Here is a 23,003-nt window from a genome sequence, read left to right as displayed (position 1 = left end):
CTCCTTTTTATGGTCGTCTTCATGTATATGAGGTAGGTTGTACAAAGTATGCATCATTAATATATTTGAAGGGAGAATCAGCATGGGAATGGTCCAGACCTCGGTCTATAGTGAATACAGTCTATTACAATCAGCAAACCGGATTGATCAGCTCGTAAGCACAGCCAAAGAGCTTGGCTATCAGGCTTTGGCTCTAACGGATCATCATGTCATGTATGGTTCAATCCCTTTCTATCAATCCTGTCTGAAGCATGGTATAAAGCCATTGCTAGGTCTAGAAGTAACGGTTGCCGAATCTCGAGATGATGGGGAAGAGCAGTTCTTTACCCTTCGCTTGATTGCTAAGTCAAATGCAGGTTATACAGAGCTGCTTCACCTAGCTACGATGATTGGCATGAAGAATGATAAACAAGCTTTTGTAGAGAAACAAGAATGGCTGGAGGCATCTATCAACCACTGTGCGGTCATTATTCCCTATAAACAGGGGGCTGTATATGGTTATATCCAATCAGACCAAAAGGAAAAAGCCATTCAATGGTTACGTACTTGGAAAAGCGGAGAACTTTCCTGGTATTTAGAGCTTCAACATGACGAAGATACAACGTTCCAACGCCAATTAGACCAATTTTCTAAAGAACAAAATGTTCCCCTTATTGCTGCAAAACCGATCCGTTATATGCGTAACGAAGATCAATACTCTTATCAATTGTTACAGGCGATTGCTACTGAAAAAGGCCTGAATGAATTAAATCATCCTGACTTTTGTTTGCCAACTCCTGAAGAGATGGAGTCATTATTTCATTCTTTTCCACAAACGTTAAAAGAGAGTGAAATGCTAGCTGATTCAACGCATATCGAACTTGATTTGACCGTTCAGCTCCCTAAATATCCTGTAACCGATCAATCAGCCACCTCTTATTTACGGACGCTGTGTGAGAATGGATTGCAACAAAGGTATAGTGAACGGAATGAAGAGATCCAGAAACGACTTGATTATGAGCTTTCTGTGATTGAACAAATGGGTTTCAGTGATTATTTTTTAATCGTGTGGGATTTTATGAAGTACGCAAGGAATCAGGGGATTATCGCAGGGCCGGGTCGTGGATCAGCAGCTGGTTCAATTGTTGCTTACTGTCTGTATATAACGCATGTGGACCCACTAGCCTATAATTTGTTATTTGAGCGTTTTTTGAATCCAGAGCGTGTTTCATTACCGGATATTGATATTGATTTTCCGGACCATAGACGAGATGAAGTGATCGAGTATGTGCAAGGTCGCTATGGTGAGGATCGTGTTGCACAGATCATTACATTTGGAACCTTTGCAGCAAAAGCAGCGATAAGGGCATCGGCGAAGGTGTTAGGTACAGAACCGAATTTACTTGAACGAATTGTAAGAGAAATACCATCCACTCCTAAGATCACCATTGTTCAGGCGATAGAACAAAGTAAAGCATTGCAGCAACTTATTCAGGATCAAAGCGCTGTGGAAAACTTGATCAAATCCGCTCAGTCCATTGAAGGGTTACCAAGACATACTTCTACGCATGCAGCTGGTGTCATTATAAGTGCTGAGCCTCTTACAGAGCGAGTGGCATTAGAACAAGGTCGAGCTAAGATCCCACTTACTCAAGCTCCAATGGATGTAGTTCAGCAAGTAGGTCTACTAAAATTTGATTTCTTGGGTTTGCGTAACCTGACCTTACTTGAAACGATCTTGGCAAGTATAAATAAACAAGAAAATAAGTCATTGAAGATTAGTAGATTTCCTTTGGAGGACAAAGCCACTTATAAGCTTCTTGCTAGTGGAGATACAACGGGTGTTTTCCAGCTCGAGTCCGATGGAATGCGGAATGTATTAGCACGTCTAGGGCCAACAGAATTTGAAGACATTGTAGCGGTTAATGCTTTGTATCGTCCAGGCCCGATGGATTATATCCCTACGTATATCGAAGGGAAGCATAAGAAGCGCACCGTTACCTACTTGCACGCGGATGTAGAGTCTATTTTAAGTCCGACTTATGGTGTGTTGGTTTATCAGGAACAGATTATGCAATTAGCCTCAAAGCTAGCTGGATTCTCTATGGCTGAAGCAGATCTATTAAGAAGGGCGATTAGTAAAAAGAATCAGAGCGACTTACATGAACAAAAAAAAGACTTTGTTATACGCTCTACTGAACTCGGTTATGATCGATCGGTAGCAGAACATGCGTATGGTTTAATTGAACGCTTTGCTAATTATGGATTTAACCGTAGCCATGCTGTTGCTTATAGTTTATTAAGTTATCAGCTAGCTTACCTTAAAACGCATTATCCATCTGCTTTTTATACTGCACTTCTGTCTTCTGTATGGCATAATCAAGAGAGACTTTCATTTTATCTAAAGGAAGCCAAACAGCATAAGCAAGTGATCCTCCCACCTTCCATAAGCAACAGCCAGCATTTATTTACATATGGCTCGGATGGTATACGATTTGGACTGTTATCAATTGAGCATGTCGGTGTTAAGGCTGTTCAGGAGATCTTACGTGAACGAACGAGAAAGCCTTTTACGCATTTGTTTGACTTTTGTACTCGACTAAACGCTCAACTAGTTCCAAAACGAACAGTAGAGAGTTTAATTAAGGCTGGAGTCTTTGATGAGTGGGAGATAGAGCGGTCGGTCTTGTTACGATCTCTTGATGAGGCATTTGAATATGGAAAAAGTGTTAGGGAGTTTCAAGCGGAAACGGAAGGACTATTTACACTAAATCCTAAACCACCGTCTTATCTGGATGCAGAACCTCTACTTGCTACAGAAAAATTGATGTATGAGAAACAAGCGTTAGGCTTCTATTTATCTGGTCATCCTGTAGAAGAATACAAAGAAGTACTTCAGACTTATGATCGGATTTCTCTAGAAGAGGCATACAGTCACAAAGGAAAAGTACGAATTGCTTGTTTAGTAGAGGATTCACGTAGAATTACTACTAAAAAAGGCGACCCAATGGCCTTCTTAAAAATTGGGGATGAAAGTAGCCAGTGTGAAGCAACAGTCTTCCCGAAAGTTTGGAAGGAAAGCGGACATTTCTTAAAACCAAATCACCTGGTATTTCTAGAAGGACGGATGGATGATAGTCGGGATACGACTCAGTTTCTAGTTGATCGGGCCGTACCATTAGACAAGCTTCAAGATAGAGCACGAATGAAAACCTTATTCATTCGAGTTTCATCTCAATCTGACTTACTTGTGCAAGTTAAGGACCTGCTGTTGCAGTCAAACGGAAGTACCGATGTTATTCTATTCTTTTATGACGTAGACGAGAGGCGAAAGATGCCTGAGAATTACAGAATAGATGCATCTGGGCCTGTCATAGGGAGCTTGAAGGGCTTACTTGGCGAAGAGAATGTTGTGTTAAGATAGCTGATAAATGATCCTTTCCTGTGTAAAGGTGAAAACTGTTAGACTTTTTAAACTTAAAAAATAGAGATTTCACCTAACTTAGAAGTCCATGTACTTGGCTCAGCCTCTAGTTTTGTTTATAATTAATGTGTTTGTTAGAGGATGGGCCATTTATAGGTCAAGTATATATATTATAAGGAGAGTGGATATTTTGCCAACGACAAGAGAGGAAGCCCTACACATTCACAGATTGAATAAAGGGAAACTAGAATCGAAAGCGAAAGTTCCAGTCAGAAATGCTAGAGACTTAAGCCTTGCTTATTCTCCTGGTGTTGCCGAACCGTGTAAAGAAATTTTTGAAGATGTAGAAAACGTTTATGAATATACAATGAAAGGCAACATGGTTGCTGTTGTTAGTAATGGTACAGCTGTATTAGGCCTTGGAAACATCGGACCGGAAGCTTCATTGCCGGTAATGGAAGGGAAAGCTGTATTATTTAAATCATTTGCTGGTGTAGATGCATTTCCAATTTGCCTTCGTACGAATAGTGTTGAAGAGATTATTCAAACGGTTAAATTACTTGAACCAACATTTGGTGGAGTGAATCTAGAAGATATTGCTGCACCTGATTGCTTTGAAATTGAAGAGCGTTTGAAAAAAGAGACAAACATCCCTATTTTTCATGATGACCAACATGGTACAGCGATTGTAACTCTTGCTGGTTTAATTAACGCATTAAAATTAAGCGGTAAAAAGCTTTCTGAAATTAAAGTGGTAGCAAACGGCGCAGGAGCTGCTGGTATTGCCATCATTAAATTAATGCTTAGCCTTGGTGTTCGTGAAATTGTTATGTGTGATACAAAAGGAGCAATCTTTGAGGGCAGAAGCTATGGCATGAACCCAGTTAAAGATGCAGTAGCTAAACAGACAAATTCTAAGCGTCTTGAAGGTTCTCTTGCTGATGTAATCAAAGGGGCAGATGTCTTTATTGGTGTATCGGCAGAAGGCGCTGTAACAAAAGAAATGGTTGAGAGTATGAATGATGATCCAATCATTTTTGCAATGGCTAACCCGGTTCCAGAGATCATGCCAGAGGACGCCAAAGCAGCAGGTGCTTCTGTTATTGGTACAGGTCGTTCTGACTTCCCGAACCAAGTAAATAACGTGCTAGCTTTCCCAGGTATCTTCCGTGGTGCTTTGGATGTTCGTGCTACACATATTAACGAAGAAATGAAGGTTGCTGCCGTTTACGCGATTGCGAACCTAATTGATGAATCAGAGCTAACAACTGATTATGTAATCCCTGCACCATTTGATGCACGTGTTGCGCCAGCAGTGGCAGCAGCCGTAGCTAAGACCGCTATGGAAACTGGAGTTGCTCGTATAAAAGTAGACCCAGAAGAAGTAGCAGCGCGTACGAGAGAGATGACATTAATTAACGAGTAATACTACTTGTTTATTATATATACAACAAGCCGGAGGATAACCGCCGGCTTGTTGTATGTTATAATTGATTTTTTGCAGGAATGCTTGGGACAAGGATCGAATATAATGAGCTTATACTGTTTTTTTTTTTAGAGAGATTGAATTCCTGTCCTACTTCTTATATATTATCCATAGACTTTAAACACGTACATTGATTTGGGTATCTCATGATAGGGGACCCGCTATTACATGTTCAGCAATCGACACAAAGCGTAACGTATATAGGGGTCGATGCTAGTGAGGTGCAAACATGCTTAAGGATTTATTTTCAAAGAAAAAACGCTATGCAACAATACCATCTGAAAGAGCAAAACAGGAAGTGCCTGAAGGGCTAATGACCAAGTGTCAAAACTGCGGAACGATTTTATATACGAAAGATTTCAAGAAAAATCTTCAAGTATGTCCTTCATGTAAACATCATCATAGAATGGCTGCCTATGAACGAATAGACAGTTTGTTAGATGAGAATTCATTTACTGAGTTTGATCAAAATTTAATTGGGAAAAACCCTCTTAACTTTCCGGGTTATGAAGAAAAACTTGAAGCAGACCGGAAAAAAACAAAATTAAATGAAGCGGTAGTCACAGGAAAAGGAACAATGAACAGTTTCCCTGTTGTTATTGCCGTCATGGATTCACGTTTTCGAATGGGAAGCATGGGTACCGTTGTTGGCGAAAAGATTACAAGAGCCATTGAGAAGGCAATTGAATTAAAATGCCCGATGCTATTGTTTACCGCTTCAGGTGGTGCGCGTATGCAAGAAGGTGTACTTAGCTTAATGCAGATGGCTAAGACCAGTTCTGCACTACAAATGCTACATCGTTCTGGGGGCTTATACATCTCGGTTATGACCCATCCGACAACTGGCGGAGTATCGGCTAGTTTTGCTTCTTTGGGTGATTATAACTTTGCTGAGCCAGGAGCTTTAATTGGCTTTGCTGGTCGGAGAATCATCGAACAAACAACGAGACAAGAGCTTCCTGATGACTTTCAAACAGCGGAGTTTTTACTCAAGCATGGTCAGCTAGATCGAGTAATCTCCAGACATGAGATGAAGGATACACTGACTAAGATACTAGATATGCATACGTCGTCTTAGAGAAGGGGGTAAACGAAAACAAATGGTGAACGAAATGGTGTTTGAAAAGCCTATTAACGAATTAAAAGAAAAGATCGAGGAACTTCAATCTTTCGCGTATGAAAAGGATATTGATTTATCTGCTGAAATTAAGCGAATGGAAGATCGTCTGCACGAGCTTGAAAAAGAGATATATGGAAACCTCAAACCGTGGGAACGGGTTCAAATTGCTCGAAATAGCAAAAGGCCTACGACGCTAGATTATATCTCTCACTTGTTCGAAAATTTTATTGAGCTACATGGTGACCGTCTATTTAGTGAAGATGAAGCAATAGTAGGTGGGATTGCAAAGTTTAACGGACAGGCAGTTACGGTCATTGGTCATCAGCGTGGGAAGGATACAAAGGAAAACATCCGACGTAATTTCGGCTCCCCTCGACCTGAAGGGTACCGAAAAGCTCTCCGCTTAATGAAACAGGCAGAAAAATTTAAGCGACCAATTATTTGTTTCATAGATACCAAAGGGGCAGACCCAGGTAAAGAGTCAGAAGAACGTGGTCAAAGTGAAGCGATTGCCAGAAACCTACTTGAGATGGCTGGACTGACGGTACCTGTTGTATCCATTGTCATTGGTGAAGGTGGTAGTGGTGGGGCATTAGCGTTAGGTGTCGCAGATCATATTCACATGCTGGAGAACTCAACCTATTCGGTTATCTCACCTGAAGGGGCAGCCGCTTTGTTATGGAAAGATGCTACCCAAGCTCAAAGAGCCGCTGAAACGATGATGATCACAGCACCAGATTTAAAGAAACTAGAAATTATTGATGAAATTATTCTTGAGGCTAAAGGCGGAGCGCATTTAGATGTTGAGACACAAGCACACAATATCGGAAAAGTTCTTGCCCAGTCGTTAGCTGAATTAAATAGTCGAACAGAAGAAGAACTTCTCTTATCGAGACATGAAAAATATAAGCAAATGGGAAGGCATTCTATTGCAGTCCTGTGAATAGATAGGAAAAAGAAGGGTTCTTAGATATAAGAATGCTTCTTTTTTCGTTGAATGTTTGTATTCTTTACATGAACATGGTATTTTCTTTAGTTGAGAGCATGATAAAATAGAGTAGGAACATGTTTGATGTTTTACGGATGACGAAGGAGGAAGAAGTTTGAAAAGAATTGGTGTTTTGACTAGCGGTGGAGATTCTCCTGGTATGAATGCAGCTATTCGGGCAGTCGTAAGAAAAGCGATTTACCATGATATAGAGGTATACGGAATTTATTATGGCTATGCAGGTTTAATTGCGGGCGACATAAAGAAAATGGAGCTCGGTTCTGTAGGTGACATTATTCACCGCGGAGGCACAATGCTTTATACGGCTCGTTGTGAAGAGTTTAAAACACTTGAAGGTCAGAAAAAAGGTATCGAACAGTTAAATAAGTTTGGTATCGAGGGTCTTGTTGTCATTGGTGGTGACGGTTCTTACAGAGGAGCTCAAAAGCTAACTGAACATGGCTTCCCAACAATCGGTGTTCCGGGAACAATAGACAATGATATACCGGGAACTGACTTTACCATTGGTTTTGATACAGCCCTTAATACGGTTATTGATGCCATTGACAAAATTCGTGATACGGCTACTTCTCATGAACGAACATACATCATTGAAGTAATGGGACGTCATGCAGGAGATCTAGCTTTATGGTCTGGACTAGCAGATGGTGCTGAAACCATTCTAATTCCTGAAGCAGAATATGATTTTGAACAGATTACTTATCGTTTGAAGCGTGGACAAGAGCGTGGCAAAAAACACAGCATCATTATTGTTGCTGAAGGTGCCGGAAGTGGTATGGAATTTGGTCAAAAGCTTAAAGAAGCAACCAACATGGAAACTAGAGTGACTGTACTTGGTCATATCCAAAGAGGTGGCTCACCAACTGGTGCTGACCGTGTTCTTGCAAGTAGACTAGGAGCTAAAGCTGTTGATCTTCTACTAGAAGGCAAATCTGGTGTGACAGTGGGTATTCAGCAAAATAAACTTGTTCACCATGATATTAATGAGGCATTAGCAGAAACACACACAGTGGACTTAGATATGTATACTCTATCTCAAGAACTGTCTATCTAAAGAGAATGAAGCGTTGTTCTATGGAATTAACTAATTAATGTAACCAGGAGGAATTTATGCGTAAAACAAAGATCGTCTGTACAATTGGACCTGCAAGTGAAACGGTGGACAAGCTAGTTAAATTAATTGAGGCTGGCATGAACGTGGCACGACTTAACTTTTCACACGGGGATTTCGAAGAGCACGGTGCTCGTATCGAAAACATCCGTGAAGCATCTAAGATCACAGGTAAAACGGTTGCGATCCTTTTAGATACTAAAGGACCTGAGATTCGTACGCAAACATTAGAAGGTGGATTTGCTGAATTAAAATCTGGCCAAGAACTAATTGTTTCTATGAATGAAGTGGTTGGAAACAGCAGTAAAATCTCAATCACATACCCTGGACTCGTAAATGATGTACACCCAGGTTCAATTATTCTTCTAGATGATGGGCTAATTGGTCTTGAAGTCATTGAAGTTGGACATGAGGAATTAAAAACCAAGGTCATGAATAATGGGGTTCTTAAGAACAAAAAAGGCGTTAACGTTCCAAATGTGAGTGTAGACCTTCCAGGTATCACAGATAAAGATGCTGCAGACATCAAGTTTGGTATTGAACAAAATGTTGATTTTATCGCCGCTTCATTTGTTCGCAGAGCATCAGACGTTCTACAAATTCGTGAATTGCTAGAACAGAATGGTGCTGAAACGATTGGTATTATCCCTAAGATTGAGAATCAAGAAGGTGTAGATAACATCGATGAAATTCTTGAAGTGTCTGATGGATTAATGGTTGCGCGTGGAGATTTAGGTGTTGAAATTCCAGCTGAAGAAGTTCCACTTGTACAAAAGCAACTAATCAAAAAGTGTAATTTAGAAGCAAAGCCTGTTATCACAGCTACTCAAATGCTAGACTCCATGCAACGTAATCCTCGTCCTACACGTGCTGAAGCAAGTGACGTAGCAAACGCAATTTTTGATGGTACGGACGCTATTATGCTTTCAGGAGAAACAGCTGCTGGGGACTACCCAACAGAAGCCGTTCAAACGATGCACAACATCGCTACTCGTACAGAGCAGGCCCTTAATTATGAGGCTATTCTTCGTAACAAAACAAAAGAAGCAAAACCATCAATTACGAGTGCGGTTGGACAATCTGTTGTCTTTACAGCAGAAACATTAAGTGCAGCAGCAATCTTAACAGCAACGGAAAGTGGATATACAGCACGTATTGCTTCTAAATACCGTCCTAAATCACCAATCCTTGCTGTGACAGGTAATGAGCGTGAGTTCCGTAAGCTGAGCCTTGTATGGGGAGTTGAACCTCTTCTTGGATCGAGAGCAGGTACTACAGATGAAATGCTTGAATCAACTGTAGAAACAGCTAGAGCATCTGGACTTATTAATCAAGGAGACTTGGTTGTTATTTCAGCTGGTGTTCCAGTTGGTGAACCAGGTACAACAAACTTACTTAAAGTTCACATTATTGGTGAGGTTGTTGCCAAAGGACAAGGTATCGGCCGTCGTTCTGCATCGGGTAAGGTAGTTATTGCTAATAATGCAGAAGAAGCGAACAAAAAAATGGTTGAAGGCGCAGTTCTTGTAACCTATAGTACGGATAAAGACATGATTCCAGCGTTTGAAAAAGCAGCAGCTGTCATTACTGAAGAGGGTGGATTAACCTCTCATGCGGCAGTGGTTGGATTAAACCTTTCTACACCAGTTATTGTGGGAGTAGAAGCGGCGTTGAAACTGTTTGTAGATGGTGAAGAAGTGACCGTCGACAGTGCACGCGGAGACATTTACAGAGGTCATGCGAGTGTACTATAATAATTCTGGAGAAGGATTTCCTTCTCCAGTTTTTTTATCTTCATTTTGCAAAGGAGTAAGCGAATGAAAAAATATATGTTAGCTCTAGCGGTGTTAATTCCTGTTCTAGAAATAGCAGGATTTTATTTTATGATTCAATGGATAGGTATTTGGTCAACTCTTTCGTTAATGCTAGTGACAAGCTTTCTTGGGCTTATCCTCGCACGAAGAGAGGGTCTTCAAGCGATTAGAGTCTTACGATTGCAAGCAAGTAAGGGACAGCCGCCAACAGGTGTTGTGCTGGATGGTATCTGTATCTTTATTGGTGGGGCGCTTTTAGTCTTACCTGGTTTCTTCACTGATCTCATTGGGCTCTTTTTATTCATTCCGTTTACAAGAGCTGCGGTGAAGGCACTTGTTATTAAATGGGCGTATCATTTGTTCCGTAAAGGACAAGTGGTTGTCATGTCTAAACGCTAAAATGTTCAAAATCGTTACTTCTTTAGCCTGAATCTCTCGTGAATCGACAGATATAGCGGAAAGATTTAAACTATGATATGATAACTATGAATTGCTAAGAGGAAAGTTGGGGTCAGCATTTGATTTCTCATGCCACCTTGTTTATGTTGATTTTGATGGGTATTGCAGTTGTAGCGAGGAACCAATCGCTTATGATTGCTGTTTTATTTTTGCTTGTCGTCAAATGGGTGGGGCTTGGAGATAAGATTTTTCCACTTCTTCAGCAAAAAGGTCTGAATATTGGTGTGACGGTGATCACAATTGCTGTTTTAACTCCAATTGTTACTGGTGATATTGGATTCAGACATCTTGCTGAGGCAGTGCGATCCTCCTATGCGTGGATTGCACTAGGAGCAGGTATTTTAGTTGCCTTAGTAGCAGCCAATGGTATCGATCTTCTCCAAAATGACCCTCACATTACAGTTGCTCTAGTCATTGGGACTATACTTGCTGTTGCGCTTTTTAATGGTGTAGCTGTAGGTCCACTAATTGGAGCTGGTGTGGCATATTTGACAATGAAGGCGGTCACATTTTTTATGAATTTGGGTGGATGAAACATTTTGACATCTTCCCTAATCATAAGAATGAAGTCGCTTTAATTGAAGCAAGGATAGCCTACAGTGTAAAATAAACATGGTTGTGCATTCCGACTAGTGATCGTTCACTTACGAAATAATGAAATGAAAGCATTTACTTTTTAGTACACACAAGTTTTATTGTAAAGGGGAGATCCGCGTGACTAGTACCAAAGGATTAGAAGGTATCGTTGCTACAACATCCAGTGTAAGTTCTATAATTGATGATGTGTTGACCTATCAAGGCTATGACATTAATGATTTAACAGAGCATGCTAGTTTCGAAGAAGTTGTGTACATTCTTTGGAATGGGAAGTTACCTAATGAGGAAGAACTGAAAAGCTTCTCAAACGAGCTTGCTTCTCATGCTGAAGTGCCTCAACAGGTAATTGATCAACTGAAATCCTTGCCGCTTGATAAGGTTCATCCAATGGCTGTATTACGGACAGCAATTTCCACACTTGGTTTGTTTGACGAAGATGCAGACAAGATGGATGAGCAGGCAAATCGTACAAAGGCATTAAAAATTCAAGCGCAAATCCCAACAATTGTGACAGCGTTTTCTAGAATTCGCCAAGGTCAGGAGCCGGTTGCTCCAAATAAAGAATTAAGCTTTGCAGCTAATTTCCTTTACATGTTGAAAGGTGAGCTTCCTGAAGATCTAGAAGTAACGGCCTTTAATAAAGCGCTAGTACTTCATGCTGACCACGAACTTAATGCATCTACTTTCACAGCAAGAGTCTGTGTTGCGACTTTGTCCGATGTTTATTCTGGTATGACAGCGGCTATAGGAGCTCTAAAGGGACCTCTTCACGGTGGTGCCAATGAAGCTGTTATGAAAATGTTGTCAGAAATCGGCGAAGTAGATCAAGTAGAATCATATATTAAAAATGCATTCGAAAAGAAAGAAAAAATTATGGGCTTTGGGCACCGTGTGTACAAAAACGGAGATCCACGTGCAAAGTTCCTTCGTGACATGTCTAAACAATTAACAGATACAACAGGTGAAACAAAGTGGTATGATATGTCTATACGTGTTGAAGAGCTTGTAACAAAAGAGAAGGGTCTTCTACCAAACGTAGACTTTTATTCTGCGAGTGTTTATCATAGTTTAGGAATTGAGCACGATTTATTCACGCCAATTTTCGCAATTAGTCGTACATCTGGCTGGACAGCTCATATTCTTGAACAGTATGCAAATAACCGTTTAATCCGTCCTAGAGCAGAATATGTAGGACCAGGCAAGCAAAACTATGTAGCCCTAGAGCAACGATAAGTATGATGTTACAGGAGGGGTAATCCCTCCTAGTACATATAAGCAAATAATAAGCCCGACTTTTTATAAAAATTGTAGGGTCAAACTTTTCAGGAGGTCGAATAATATGTCTAGTGGAGAGATTATTAACGTAAACAATGGTGTGTTGGAAGTACCTAATCAACCAATTATCCCTTATATCGAGGGAGATGGAATTGGAGCAGATATCTGGAAAGCAGCTTCGCGCGTATTGGATGCTGCAGTTGAGAAAGCTTACAATGGCGAGAAGAAAATTGTATGGAAAGAAATTCTTGCAGGAGAAAAAGCTTTCAATGAAACGGGAAGCTGGTTGCCTGAAGAAACACTTGATACAATTCGTGAATATTTGATTGCTATTAAAGGTCCATTAACAACTCCAGTTGGTGGAGGAATTCGTTCACTAAATGTTGCTCTTCGTCAAGAGCTTGATCTATATACTTGCCTTCGTCCAGTTCGTTACTTTGATGGTGTTCCATCACCAGTAAAACGTCCTGAAGATGTAGACATGGTTATCTTCCGTGAGAACTCTGAGGATATCTATGCTGGAATCGAATATCAAGAAGGTTCGGATGAAGTGAAGAAGCTTGTTGAATTCTTGAAAAACGAAATGGGAGCTAAGAAAATTCGTTTCCCTGAAACATCAGGAATTGGAATTAAGCCAGTTTCTAAAGAAGGAACAGAGCGTCTAGTTCGTGCAGCAATTGAATATGCACTTGTTGAAGGACGTAAGAGTGTAACTCTTGTTCATAAAGGTAACATCATGAAATATACAGAAGGTGCATTTAAAGCATGGGGTTATGAGCTTGCTGAACGTGAATATGGAGATAAAGTATTTACATGGGCTCAATACGACAAAATTGTTGAAGCTGATGGCAGAGAAGCAGCTGATAAAGCGCAATCTGAAGCAGAAGCTGCAGGCAAAATTGTTGTCAAAGACTCGATTGCTGATATCTTCTTACAACAAATCCTAACTCGTCCGAAAGAGTTTGATGTTGTTGCTACAATGAACTTAAATGGCGATTACATCTCTGATGCACTAGCTGCACAAGTAGGTGGAATCGGTATTGCTCCTGGAGCAAACATCAACTACGATACAGGACACGCAATCTTTGAAGCAACTCATGGTACAGCTCCTAAATATGCTGGACTAGATAAAGTTAACCCTTCTTCTGTTCTATTATCAGGCGAGCTATTACTTCGTCACCTTAACTGGAACGAAGCAGCAGACCTTATTATGAGCTCTATGGACAAAACCATTGCAAGCAAAGTTGTAACGTATGATTTTGCGCGCTTAATGGATGGGGCTACTGAGGTTTCTTGCTCAGGATTTGCTGATGAGCTTATCAAAAACCTCTAAAAAAAGATAAGGAACTGATGATGATAACGATTGAAGGAGTGGAAGATAAATGGCAATACAACGTAGAAAGATCTCAGTAGTTGGCGGTGGATTCACTGGAGCAACAACAGCTCTCATGGTTGCACAAAAAGAACTAGGAGATGTTGTTCTTGTTGACATCCCTCAAATGGAGGGACCAACGAAAGGGAAAGCGTTAGATATGTTTGAATCGACACCAGTTCAAGGTACAGACTCAAAGATTATCGGAACTTCAAGCTATGAAGACACAAAGGATTCTGATGTTGTTGTCATTACAGCTGGAATTGCTCGTAAACCAGGCATGAGTCGTGATGATTTGGTCAGCACAAATGCCGGGATCATGAAGTCTGTGACTAGAGAAGTTGTGAAACACTCACCAAATTGTTACATCATCGTACTCACAAACCCGGCTGATGCCATGACGTATACAGTATACAAAGAATCTGGATTCCCTAAAAATCGAGTAATAGGTCAATCTGGTGTTCTTGATACAGCTAGATTCCGTACCTTTATTGCAGAGGAATTAAATATTTCTGTTGAAGACATTACTGGATTTGTTCTCGGTGGACACGGAGATGATATGGTTCCACTTATTCGCTATTCAGCAGCAGGCGGCGTACCACTGCAAAGCTTGATTTCTGAAGAACGGATTAGTGAAATTGTTGAACGTACACGTAAAGGCGGCGGTGAGATTGTTGGCTTGCTAGGTAACGGAAGTGCTTATTACGCTCCAGCAGCATCGCTTGCTCAAATGGTAGAAGCAATCCTTAAAGATAAGAAACGCGTTCTTCCAACGATCGCTTATCTTGAAGGGGAATACGGCTACGAGGATCTTTATCTCGGAGTACCGACAATCCTTGGCGGAGACGGTATCGAAAGAATCATTGAGCTAGAACTGACAGAAGAAGAGAAGAAACAGCTAGACCAATCAGCTGATTCTGTTCGAAATGTCATGAATGCATTACCAAAAGATTAAATTAATCAAAAAAAAGAGGCGCCCAGTGTGTCTCTTTTTTTGTTGTGTAAACATGATGGATCGTATCTAACCTTGACCTTGATCTTTTAATAGAAATACAAATTCCCCTAAATACCTCTAACGTAGCGAACGGGATAGGGGGCGACTCCTAGGCGACATATGGGATGCCACTGAAAAAGGGGTATTAAGTTAAGAGTTATCTAATGAACATAAAACATCCTTTTATTTTATTTACTTTGGAAATGAAAGAATGATTTATATTCTTATCGAAAATGAAGAGTCAGAGTAAAAGAGCATAGGCTGACCAAATGACAACTATACCTAAAAAGGAACGTTAGACATTTGGTTGATCAAAAAAGTAGCGGAAGGAGAAACCGAAGACTCCTACGGAACAGAACGAGTCTGAAGACATTGAAGGGGTGCCTTTCCACTTCAAGGGCTGAGGCCGTTCCCGTGGAAAGCGTAGGTTTCTCCTGGAGCGGTGTACATGAGCTTATTTGTAGCTGACTTTTTCAGTGGCCTTGAGATACGGACAAGATTGAAATAATACTGGCGATAAGCCAGTTTAGTTCAACGTCCGCCCCCTGAAAGCGTGCCCCTATCCAGGGAGCGTGTCGAAGTAGCAGAATAGACATCTCATATTTATTTTGTAAAGATTATCACAAGTTTTTATATAAAGTTTGTTATACTACATGTAAATAGAGAAAAGACCGTTCAATCTAATTGTTAGGAGTGTAGGGTATCCTTTATGGGAAAACGACTATTAGTAGTAGATGATGAAGAATCAATTGTGACATTGCTTCAATTCAATTTAGAGCAAGCAGGTTATGAGGTAGAGACAGCGAGTGATGGTGCAGAGGGATTAGAGCTTGCTCGTCAAAATAAATATGATTTGATTGTTTTAGATTTAATGTTGCCAGAAATGGACGGAATTGATGTTTGTAAACAACTTAGGCTAAGTAAGGTTCACACACCGATTCTCATGCTCACAGCTAAAGATGATGAGTTTGATAAAGTATTGGGACTTGAATTAGGTGCAGATGATTATATGACTAAACCATTCAGCCCAAGAGAAGTCGTTGCTAGGGTCAGAGCTATATTACGTCGCGCAGCTCAAACTACACAAAATTCACAGGCGACTGATGATGTAACAGAAGTCCTACGAATAGGTGAGGTAGAGATCTTTCCAGATAATTATGAAGTGAATTGTCAGGGACAAGCATTATCCCTCACACCAAAAGAATTCGAGCTATTATTATACCTAGCCAATCATAAAGGCAGAGTATTAACGAGAGATCAGTTATTAAATGCGGTATGGGATTATGAATTTGTCGGTGACACACGCATTGTAGATGTGCATATCAGTCATTTAAGAGAGAAAATAGAGCCAAATACAAAGAAACCTGTCTATATCAAAACCATTAGAGGATTAGGATACAAGATGGAAGAGCCATTGTTAGATGCATAAGCTTCGTCTCAGGTTTATTATCGTCATTACGCTGATTACCTTAATTGTGATGTCGGGATTAGGCTTTGCCATTGGCCATTGGTATAAGGACTTCCATCTTAAGACTGTGAGTGAAAGATTAGAGAGTGAAGCGAGATTAGGGTCGTATATGGCTCAAGAGCTCGCAGTAGATCCTACGTCAACTGCTGACGAAATGGACCAATTGGCGGAAACCATTAGCGAACGCATACTTGCTAGGGTGACCATATTGGATCTTGAAGGGCAAGTATTAGGTGAATCAGCCTCAACAGAACAACCAATGGATAACCATTTAGATCGACCTGAAATTCGATCAGCTGATTCGAATGAGGACGGGTATGAGATACGCTACAGCGAAACACTAGAACAAGAGCTATTGTATTATGCAGTACCTATTCTCGATAACAATGAACAAATGGTGGGCTATTTCCGTCTAGGTCTTCCAATGACAAGTCTTCAAGCTGTGGATCAAACGATTTGGGCGATGATAGCCGCGAGTTTTTTAGTAGCTATGGTGGTCATAGCTTTACTCATCTTCAAGGTAACACGTGAGATGATGAGACCGATTGATGAAGCAGTGAAAGTTGCCAAGCGATTAGCTAAAGGGGACTATTCTGCTCGAACGTTTGAGAATCAACATGCTGAGGTTGGTCAATTAAGCCGGTCATTAAATATGCTTGCATATAATTTGGACTACATTTCAAAACGACATCAAGCACAACAAGAACGGATGGAGACGCTGATTGAAAATATGGGGAGTGGTCTTCTCCTAATAAATGTGCGGGGCGACATATCTGTCATGAATAAAGCGAGCCGAATCATCTTTCAAGTGGGTGATCAGTCTTGGTTAAACAGACTGTATCATGATGTGATGGAAGAACCGAGTATGGTGCAATTTATTCAGTCTGTCTTTATCACAGAAACAAAGCAAAGAGATCAACTGACTCTTGGTGAAACGTATATGTCTAGGGTCTACGATGTATTTGGAGCACCTGTTTTAGATGCCTCAGGTAAAATACGAGGCATGACATTGGTTCTTCATGATATAACAGAACAGAAAAAGCTTGAACAAGTGCGCAAGGATTTTGTTGCCAATGTATCTCATGAGTTGAAGACGCCAATTACGTCAATCAAAGGGTTCTCAGAAACGCTACTGGATGGTGCGATGAATGAGGAACAACTACGTGAGAAGTTTCTTAAGATCATCTTAAAAGAAAGCGAGCGCCTGCAGAGTTTAATTCATGACTTGCTGGAGCTCTCAAAGATAGAACGATCTTATTTTCAAGTCCATCTAGCAAACATGACATTGTTTCAAGTGGCAGAAGAAGTCATTACGATGTTAAAGGATAAAGCGAATGAGAAGGGGATCCATTTGTCCTTGCATGCTGAGGGAGACTCGCGCATGACAGGGGACCCTGAACGAATGAAGCAAATTATCATTAACATTGTGAACAATGCGATTATGTACACACCCTCAAACGGCCATATTGAAGTATCGGTAAAAGGCAACGATTCGTCCGTAGAATTAAGTGTAGCCGATACAGGGATAGGTATTGAAGAGAGTGAAGTACCAAGAGTATTTGAACGCTTTTATAGAGTTGACCGGGCAAGAAGCCGAAATTCAGGAGGAACTGGATTAGGACTTGCTATCGTTAAACATCTAGCTGAAGCGCATCATGCTAATATTCATGTATCAAGTAAACAAGGAGAAGGGACAACCTTTACGCTCCTGTTTCCAAGAGAGCAACCAGATTCGTAGAGTATTCCTAAAAATAAATCTTTACAAAACATTTACAATGGCTTTATGACCGTTTAACAGCTTATCCTTATACTCAATAAGTGAACGGTCTACCACGAATAATAGATTTGCCCCAACTAACCCTGGCATATCTATTGTTCACCCCCTTGAAGGACGAAAGCTCCCCCTTATGCTTTCGTCCTCTTTTTGTGCAAAAAAATAGCCGCCTTTTTCTATTTGATATTGGCTATGGTACAATTAGTGAACGAACTGAAAGAGAAATGAGGCGGATGAATCATGAAAAAGCTGATTTTAATTGATGGTAACAGTATTGCCTATCGGGCATTTTTTGCGTTGCCTCTACTGACAAATGAAAAAGGAATTTACACTAACGCGGTCTATGGTTTTACAACCATGCTGCTTAAAATTTTAGAGGATGATCAACCGACTCATATTCTGGTTGCTTTTGATGCAGGTAAGTCTACGTTCCGACACAAAACGTATTCGGAATATAAAGGAACTCGTCAAAAAACACCACCTGAGTTATCGGAACAGCTTCCATTTATTAGAGAGTTACTGGATGCCTACGGGATTAAACGATATGAAGCCATTGATTATGAAGCGGATGATATCATCGGTACACTTGCAAACCGCGCAGAAAAAGATGGCTGGAATGTAAAGGTCATTTCTGGAGATAAGGATCTTCTGCAGCTTGTGACAAAGCAAGTTGAAGTGTATTTAACAAAAAAAGGGATCACGAATATGGATCGCTATGATCTAGCAGCGATAGATGAAAAATATGGGATTACGGCTAATCAGATTATTGATCTGAAAGGTCTTATGGGGGATTCCTCCGACAATATTCCAGGAGTTCCTGGCATTGGTGAGAAGACTGCATTGAAGCTTTTGAAGGAATTTGGTTCAGTGGAAACGGTTCTAGAATCAGTTGATCAAATTTCCGGAAAAAAAATGAAGGAACGATTAGTAGAACATCATGACCAAGCTCTTTTAAGCAAAAAGCTTGCGACAATTTATACAGAAGTACCAGTAGATCTTGGACTTGAGGAGCTATCCTTTGGTGAGTATGATGTACAAAAAGTTACCTCATTTTTTAAGGATCTTGATTTCTCATCCCTTTTAAGTCGCCTTCCAGATGAACATGGAGAAACAAAATCAGAAGAATTAAGTGAACTATCTATAGATATTGTTGAAACAATAACGGACGAACACCTAGCGAGTCCAGCTGCACTAGTCGCTGAAGTCCTTGGTGATCATTATCATCATGCACCGATTGAAGGATTTGCTCTTACTAATGACAATGGTACGTTTTTTATTCCAACTGAGATAGCAGTAACGTCTGACAAATTTGTAACGTGGGCAAAAGATGCATCAAAGAAAAAATGGGTGTTTGATGCGAAACGTACAGTTGTTGCACTAGGATGGCAAGATATTTTGCTTGAGGGTATTGAATTTGATTTGCTTATCGCTTCTTATCTTCTTGATCCATCAGTCTCTTCTCACGCTATTAGTGATATTGCTAGCCGAAAAGGCTTGTCGATCGTTGAAGACGATGAAAAGGTGTATGGAAAAGGGGCAAAGCAGCAGATACCTGAGCAAGAAATCTTAAGTCAACACTTAGGACGAAAAGCATCAGCCGTTTACTCCTTAAAGGCAGACCTTGAAGAGCAATTAGATAAAAATGATCAATCCTCTTTGTTTTTTGATTTGGAAATGCCTTTGTCTGTTGTACTTGGAAGAATGGAAACAACGGGAATTAAAGTGGACAAGTCTCAGCTTGAAAAGATGGGAGAAGATTTGTCTAATCGTTTAGAAACACTTGAACAGAAAATCCATGAGTTAGCTGGATCCAGCTTCAATGTGAATTCTCCTAAACAGCTTGGAGAGATCTTATTTGAAAAATTAGGTCTACCTCCTGTCAAAAAAACTAAAACAGGCTATTCAACGTCTGCAGATGTACTAGAAAAGCTTGCAGGCAAGCATGAGATTATTGAGCACATCCTTCTTTACCGCCAGCTTGGCAAACTTCATTCAACATACATCGAAGGACTGTTAAAGGTTATTGAAAAGGATACAGGTCGTATTCATACTCGTTACAATCAAGCATTAACTCAAACAGGACGATTAAGCTCAACCGACCCTAATCTGCAGAATATACCTATTCGATTGGAAGAAGGTCGTACAATACGTAAAGCGTTTGTTCCTTCTGAAGAAGGTTGGTCTATTTTGGCTGCTGATTACTCACAAATTGAATTGCGTGTATTAGCAGATATATCTGTAGATGACGGATTAATTGAGGCGTTCAGAAATGATATGGATATTCATACGAAAACAGCTATGGACGTCTTTCATGTAGAAGAATCTGAGGTTACCTCAAATATGAGAAGAAGCTCTAAGGCTGTTAATTTTGGTATTGTGTATGGCATAAGTGACTATGGTCTTTCGCAAAGTCTTGATATCAGTCGAAAAGAAGCAGCTGAGTTTATTGAACGGTATTTGGAGAGCTATCCAAAGGTGAAGGCTTATATGCATGATGTCGTAGAACAAGCAAGAGAAGACGGCTATGTCTCTACACTTATGCAACGCAGAAGGTACCTTCCGGAGTTGGTTAGCCGGAATTTCAACCTAAGAAGCTTTGCCGAACGTACCGCTATGAATACGCCGATTCAAGGTACAGCAGCTGACATTATCAAAAAAGCGATGATTGATATGGCTAATCGGTTAGAGCAGGAGAACTTAAAAAGTAGAATGCTTTTACAGGTACATGATGAACTGATTTTTGAAGTGCCAGAGGATGAACTAGAAATCATGCAAAAAATCGTACCTGAGGTTATGGAAGCCGCTCTAGAACTACAAGTTCCATTAAAAGCGGATGTGTCCGTCGGTGCCACTTGGTATGAAGCGAAATAGAATGAATTGAAAAGGATGCGTACAAACGAATGCCAGAATTACCAGAAGTAGAAACAGTTAGAAGAACGCTTGAGGAGCTTGTCATAGGAAAAACCATTCAAACAGTAGAGGTAGCTTGGCCCAATATAATCAAAAAACCTGCCGACACGGTGGAGTTTGCTGATGAATTAAAGGGACAAACCATTCAATCAATGCAAAGACGAGGGAAATTCTTACTTTTTGAGTTGGATCATATCATAATGGTGTCCCATTTACGGATGGAAGGTAGATATGGTGTATACAAAAAAGAGGACGAACCGGTGCCTCATACACATGTCATTTTTTCTTTTACGGATGGAATGGAACTTCGCTATCAAGATGTTCGTAAGTTTGGTACGATGCATCTTTTTGAAAAAGGTACGGAGGAAATGACCTTGCCTCTTTCACAGCTGGGTGTGGAACCTTTTTCGAATGATTTCACGGTTGAACTGCTTCAAACAGCTGCACAAAAGACAACGAGGAAAATAAAGCCTTTTCTGCTTGATCAAAAAACGGTTGTTGGACTTGGCAATATTTACGTTGATGAGGCCCTATTTCGCGCAGGTATTCATCCTGAACGCTTAGCTCATACTCTTACACAACATGAATACAGCAAGCTCCACCAAACGATTGTGCAGACATTAGATGAAGCAGTGAAACTAGGTGGATCTTCCATTAAGTCGTATGTGAATGGTCAGGGTGAAATAGGAATGTTCCAACAAACTCTTGAGGTGTACGGACGGAAAAATGAACCATGCAAGCATTGCCATGATACGATTGTGCGTATTGTTGTTGGAGGTAGAGGCACACACTATTGCCCAACGTGCCAGAAAGATAGATAAGGTACATGAGATAAGCCCCTTTCATATGATGATTTGAATGTTTAAGGAAGGGGCTGTGTGATCATGACTGGTCTACTTACGCTGCTAGTGCTGGCATTTGCTCTTAGTTTAGACAGCTATGGAGTCGGTATGACCTATGGGCTTAGAAAAGTAAAGATCCCTTTTCTATCTCTTCTATTAATTGCGTGTTGTTCAGGGTTCTCCATATTAATTGCGATGATTGTTGGAAAAACATTATTTAGTTATATTCCGCCTGATTGGGCAGAAGCAACAGGTGCTGTTTTATTAATTGCCATTGGGTTATTTACGCTTTGGCAAGTGTACGCACCTACCTCGAAAAAAAAGGCACCAGTGCGAAAAAAAAAGGAAAATCGAATCAGCTTTCAACTTCGTATTTTTGGATTTGTGATCCATGTTTTAAGAGAGCCATTAGAGGCGGATATGGATGATTCAGGAACCATTACCGGTAGAGAAGCTTTTTTACTTGGTATTGCTCTATCACTAGATGCTTTTGGTGCAGGAATTGGTGCAGCTCTTCTTGGATATGCACCGTGGCTACTCGCTGTATGTGTAGCCATAATGAGCGGTCTATTCTTGATGCTCGGAATGAAAAGTGGGTTTCGTTTCTCTGCTATTCCTTGGATGAATCGACTTTCATTTTTGCCGGGAGTCATATTAATTATTTTAGGCATTTGGAAGATATGAGGTGGTTTCAATGATAATCGGATTAAGTGGGGGAATTGCTAGCGGTAAATCCACTGTAGCCTCAATGATCAAACAGGTGGGCATTCCTGTTGTAGATGCCGATGTCATAGCAAAAGAAGTCATGCAGCCTGAAGGAGCGGCATATAAACAAGTTGTTTCGACTTTCGGTAGAGAGATCTTACATCAAGATGGAACAATTAACCGTGCGGCCCTCGGAGATCGGATTTTTACAAATGAAGAGGATCGAAAAACGTTAAATGCGATTGTTCATCCAGTCGTAAGAGAACAGATGCTACAATCCGCGAAGATGTATCAAGAGCAAGGGCATCGTCATGTTATATTGGATATCCCTCTTCTATATGAAAGCAATTTGTTTCATATGGTTGATAAGGTTTTGCTTGTTTATGTGGAACCGGATCTTCAGCTGAAAAGACTGATTTCGCGGGACCAGAGTGGTGAAAAACAAGCACGTGCTCGAATCTCTTCGCAAATCCCTATCGATCAGAAAGTAGATCGTGCAGATGGGGTCATTTACAATAATGGTTCTACAGAAGAATCGAAGCAGCAGTTACACCAAATTTTCATAAATTGGGATGTTATGTAACCTACTATTTCAGCCATTTGCTGAAATAGTAGGTTTTATTTATTTTAAAGGATAATCATTAACCTTAACTGATTATTTGTG

Annotated in this window: 17 protein-coding genes; all 17 read left to right on the top strand. The window is 40.5% G+C overall.

Annotated features, from left to right (window positions below):
- Positions 1-82 precede the first annotated feature (82 nt).
- Complete coding sequence (dnaE, locus tag J2S05_RS14260) at positions 83-3,403, top strand: DNA polymerase III subunit alpha (RefSeq protein WP_306983907.1); 3,321 nt, start codon at positions 83-85, stop codon at positions 3,401-3,403.
- A 190-nt stretch (positions 3,404-3,593) separates the two neighbouring features.
- Positions 3,594-4,829 carry an NAD(P)-dependent malic enzyme gene (locus J2S05_RS14255; RefSeq protein ID WP_306983905.1) on the top strand — a complete coding sequence of 412 codons (1,236 nt, stop codon included), beginning with the start codon at positions 3,594-3,596 and terminating at the stop codon, positions 4,827-4,829.
- A gap of 289 nt (positions 4,830-5,118) precedes the next feature.
- Entirely contained in the window at positions 5,119-5,967 is an 849-nt protein-coding gene (gene accD, locus J2S05_RS14250; protein ID WP_306983902.1) for an acetyl-CoA carboxylase, carboxyltransferase subunit beta, read from the top strand.
- A gap of 22 nt (positions 5,968-5,989) precedes the next feature.
- Positions 5,990-6,952, top strand: a complete 963-nt coding sequence (gene accA / locus J2S05_RS14245) for an acetyl-CoA carboxylase carboxyl transferase subunit alpha (protein WP_306983901.1) — start codon at positions 5,990-5,992, stop codon at positions 6,950-6,952.
- Between the two features lie 160 nt (positions 6,953-7,112).
- Positions 7,113-8,072 (top strand): 6-phosphofructokinase, encoded by a 960-nt coding sequence (pfkA, locus tag J2S05_RS14240; RefSeq protein ID WP_306983899.1) that lies wholly within the window; start codon positions 7,113-7,115, stop codon positions 8,070-8,072.
- 56 nt (positions 8,073-8,128) lie between these two features.
- Complete coding sequence (gene pyk, locus J2S05_RS14235; protein WP_306983897.1) at positions 8,129-9,883, top strand: pyruvate kinase; 1,755 nt, start codon at positions 8,129-8,131, stop codon at positions 9,881-9,883.
- Positions 9,884-9,946: 63 nt separating this feature from the next.
- Positions 9,947-10,342, top strand: coding sequence for an FxsA family protein (locus J2S05_RS14230; protein WP_306983894.1), 396 nt, complete (start codon positions 9,947-9,949; stop codon positions 10,340-10,342).
- Positions 10,343-10,461: 119 nt separating this feature from the next.
- Positions 10,462-10,935 (top strand): DUF441 domain-containing protein, encoded by a 474-nt coding sequence (locus tag J2S05_RS14225; RefSeq protein WP_306983892.1) that lies wholly within the window; start codon positions 10,462-10,464, stop codon positions 10,933-10,935.
- Positions 10,936-11,116: 181 nt separating this feature from the next.
- The gene (citZ, locus tag J2S05_RS14220; RefSeq protein WP_306983890.1) at positions 11,117-12,232 is read left to right on the top strand and encodes a citrate synthase; all 1,116 of its coding nucleotides are present in this window, start codon (positions 11,117-11,119) and stop codon (positions 12,230-12,232) included.
- A 106-nt stretch (positions 12,233-12,338) separates the two neighbouring features.
- On the top strand, positions 12,339-13,607 hold the full coding sequence (icd, locus tag J2S05_RS14215; protein ID WP_306983888.1) for an NADP-dependent isocitrate dehydrogenase: 1,269 nt from the start codon (positions 12,339-12,341) through the stop codon (positions 13,605-13,607).
- A 49-nt stretch (positions 13,608-13,656) separates the two neighbouring features.
- Positions 13,657-14,601 carry a malate dehydrogenase gene (gene mdh, locus J2S05_RS14210; RefSeq protein ID WP_306983887.1) on the top strand — a complete coding sequence of 315 codons (945 nt, stop codon included), beginning with the start codon at positions 13,657-13,659 and terminating at the stop codon, positions 14,599-14,601.
- Positions 14,602-15,349: 748 nt separating this feature from the next.
- Positions 15,350-16,069: a response regulator transcription factor gene (locus J2S05_RS14205; protein ID WP_306983885.1), complete on the top strand. Its 720-nt coding sequence runs from the start codon at positions 15,350-15,352 to the stop codon at positions 16,067-16,069.
- Positions 16,062-17,846 carry a two-component system histidine kinase PnpS gene (pnpS, locus tag J2S05_RS14200; protein ID WP_306983882.1) on the top strand — a complete coding sequence of 595 codons (1,785 nt, stop codon included), beginning with the start codon at positions 16,062-16,064 and terminating at the stop codon, positions 17,844-17,846. Before J2S05_RS14205 ends, pnpS begins: the two co-directional genes overlap by 8 nt.
- A 276-nt stretch (positions 17,847-18,122) precedes the next feature.
- Positions 18,123-20,753, top strand: coding sequence for a DNA polymerase I (polA, locus tag J2S05_RS14195; RefSeq protein WP_306983880.1), 2,631 nt, complete (start codon positions 18,123-18,125; stop codon positions 20,751-20,753).
- Between the two features lie 29 nt (positions 20,754-20,782).
- Complete coding sequence (gene mutM / locus J2S05_RS14190; protein WP_306983879.1) at positions 20,783-21,613, top strand: DNA-formamidopyrimidine glycosylase; 831 nt, start codon at positions 20,783-20,785, stop codon at positions 21,611-21,613.
- A gap of 63 nt (positions 21,614-21,676) precedes the next feature.
- Positions 21,677-22,318 (top strand): sporulation membrane protein YtaF, encoded by a 642-nt coding sequence (ytaF, locus tag J2S05_RS14185; RefSeq protein ID WP_306983877.1) that lies wholly within the window; start codon positions 21,677-21,679, stop codon positions 22,316-22,318.
- Positions 22,319-22,328: 10 nt separating this feature from the next.
- Positions 22,329-22,922 carry a dephospho-CoA kinase gene (coaE, locus tag J2S05_RS14180; protein WP_306983875.1) on the top strand — a complete coding sequence of 198 codons (594 nt, stop codon included), beginning with the start codon at positions 22,329-22,331 and terminating at the stop codon, positions 22,920-22,922.
- Positions 22,923-23,003: the final 81 nt, after the last annotated feature.

Source organism: Alkalicoccobacillus murimartini (assembly GCF_030813245.1).
Taxonomy (GTDB): domain Bacteria; phylum Bacillota; class Bacilli; order Bacillales; family Bacillaceae_D; genus Alkalicoccobacillus; species Alkalicoccobacillus murimartini.
The sequence above is the reverse complement of the archived record's forward strand: the minus strand, read 5'-3'. Positions and strand labels throughout refer to the sequence as shown.

Bases quoted from the DNA above. Each gene is read 5' to 3' on its own strand.
- dnaE (WP_306983907.1), top strand. From the start codon at position 83: ATGGGAATGGTCCAGACCTCGGTCTATAGTGAATACAGTCTATTACAA.
- accD (WP_306983902.1), top strand. From the start codon at position 5,119: ATGCTTAAGGATTTATTTTCAAAGAAAAAACGCTATGCAACAATACCA.
- accA (WP_306983901.1), top strand. From the start codon at position 5,990: ATGGTGAACGAAATGGTGTTTGAAAAGCCTATTAACGAATTAAAAGAA.
- pyk (WP_306983897.1), top strand. From the start codon at position 8,129: ATGCGTAAAACAAAGATCGTCTGTACAATTGGACCTGCAAGTGAAACG.
- J2S05_RS14230 (WP_306983894.1), top strand. From the start codon at position 9,947: ATGAAAAAATATATGTTAGCTCTAGCGGTGTTAATTCCTGTTCTAGAA.
- icd (WP_306983888.1), top strand. From the start codon at position 12,339: ATGTCTAGTGGAGAGATTATTAACGTAAACAATGGTGTGTTGGAAGTA.
- mdh (WP_306983887.1), top strand. From the start codon at position 13,657: ATGGCAATACAACGTAGAAAGATCTCAGTAGTTGGCGGTGGATTCACT.
- J2S05_RS14205 (WP_306983885.1), top strand. From the start codon at position 15,350: ATGGGAAAACGACTATTAGTAGTAGATGATGAAGAATCAATTGTGACA.
- pnpS (WP_306983882.1), top strand. From the start codon at position 16,062: ATGCATAAGCTTCGTCTCAGGTTTATTATCGTCATTACGCTGATTACC.
- polA (WP_306983880.1), top strand. From the start codon at position 18,123: ATGAAAAAGCTGATTTTAATTGATGGTAACAGTATTGCCTATCGGGCA.
- mutM (WP_306983879.1), top strand. From the start codon at position 20,783: ATGCCAGAATTACCAGAAGTAGAAACAGTTAGAAGAACGCTTGAGGAG.
- ytaF (WP_306983877.1), top strand. From the start codon at position 21,677: ATGACTGGTCTACTTACGCTGCTAGTGCTGGCATTTGCTCTTAGTTTA.
- coaE (WP_306983875.1), top strand. From the start codon at position 22,329: ATGATAATCGGATTAAGTGGGGGAATTGCTAGCGGTAAATCCACTGTA.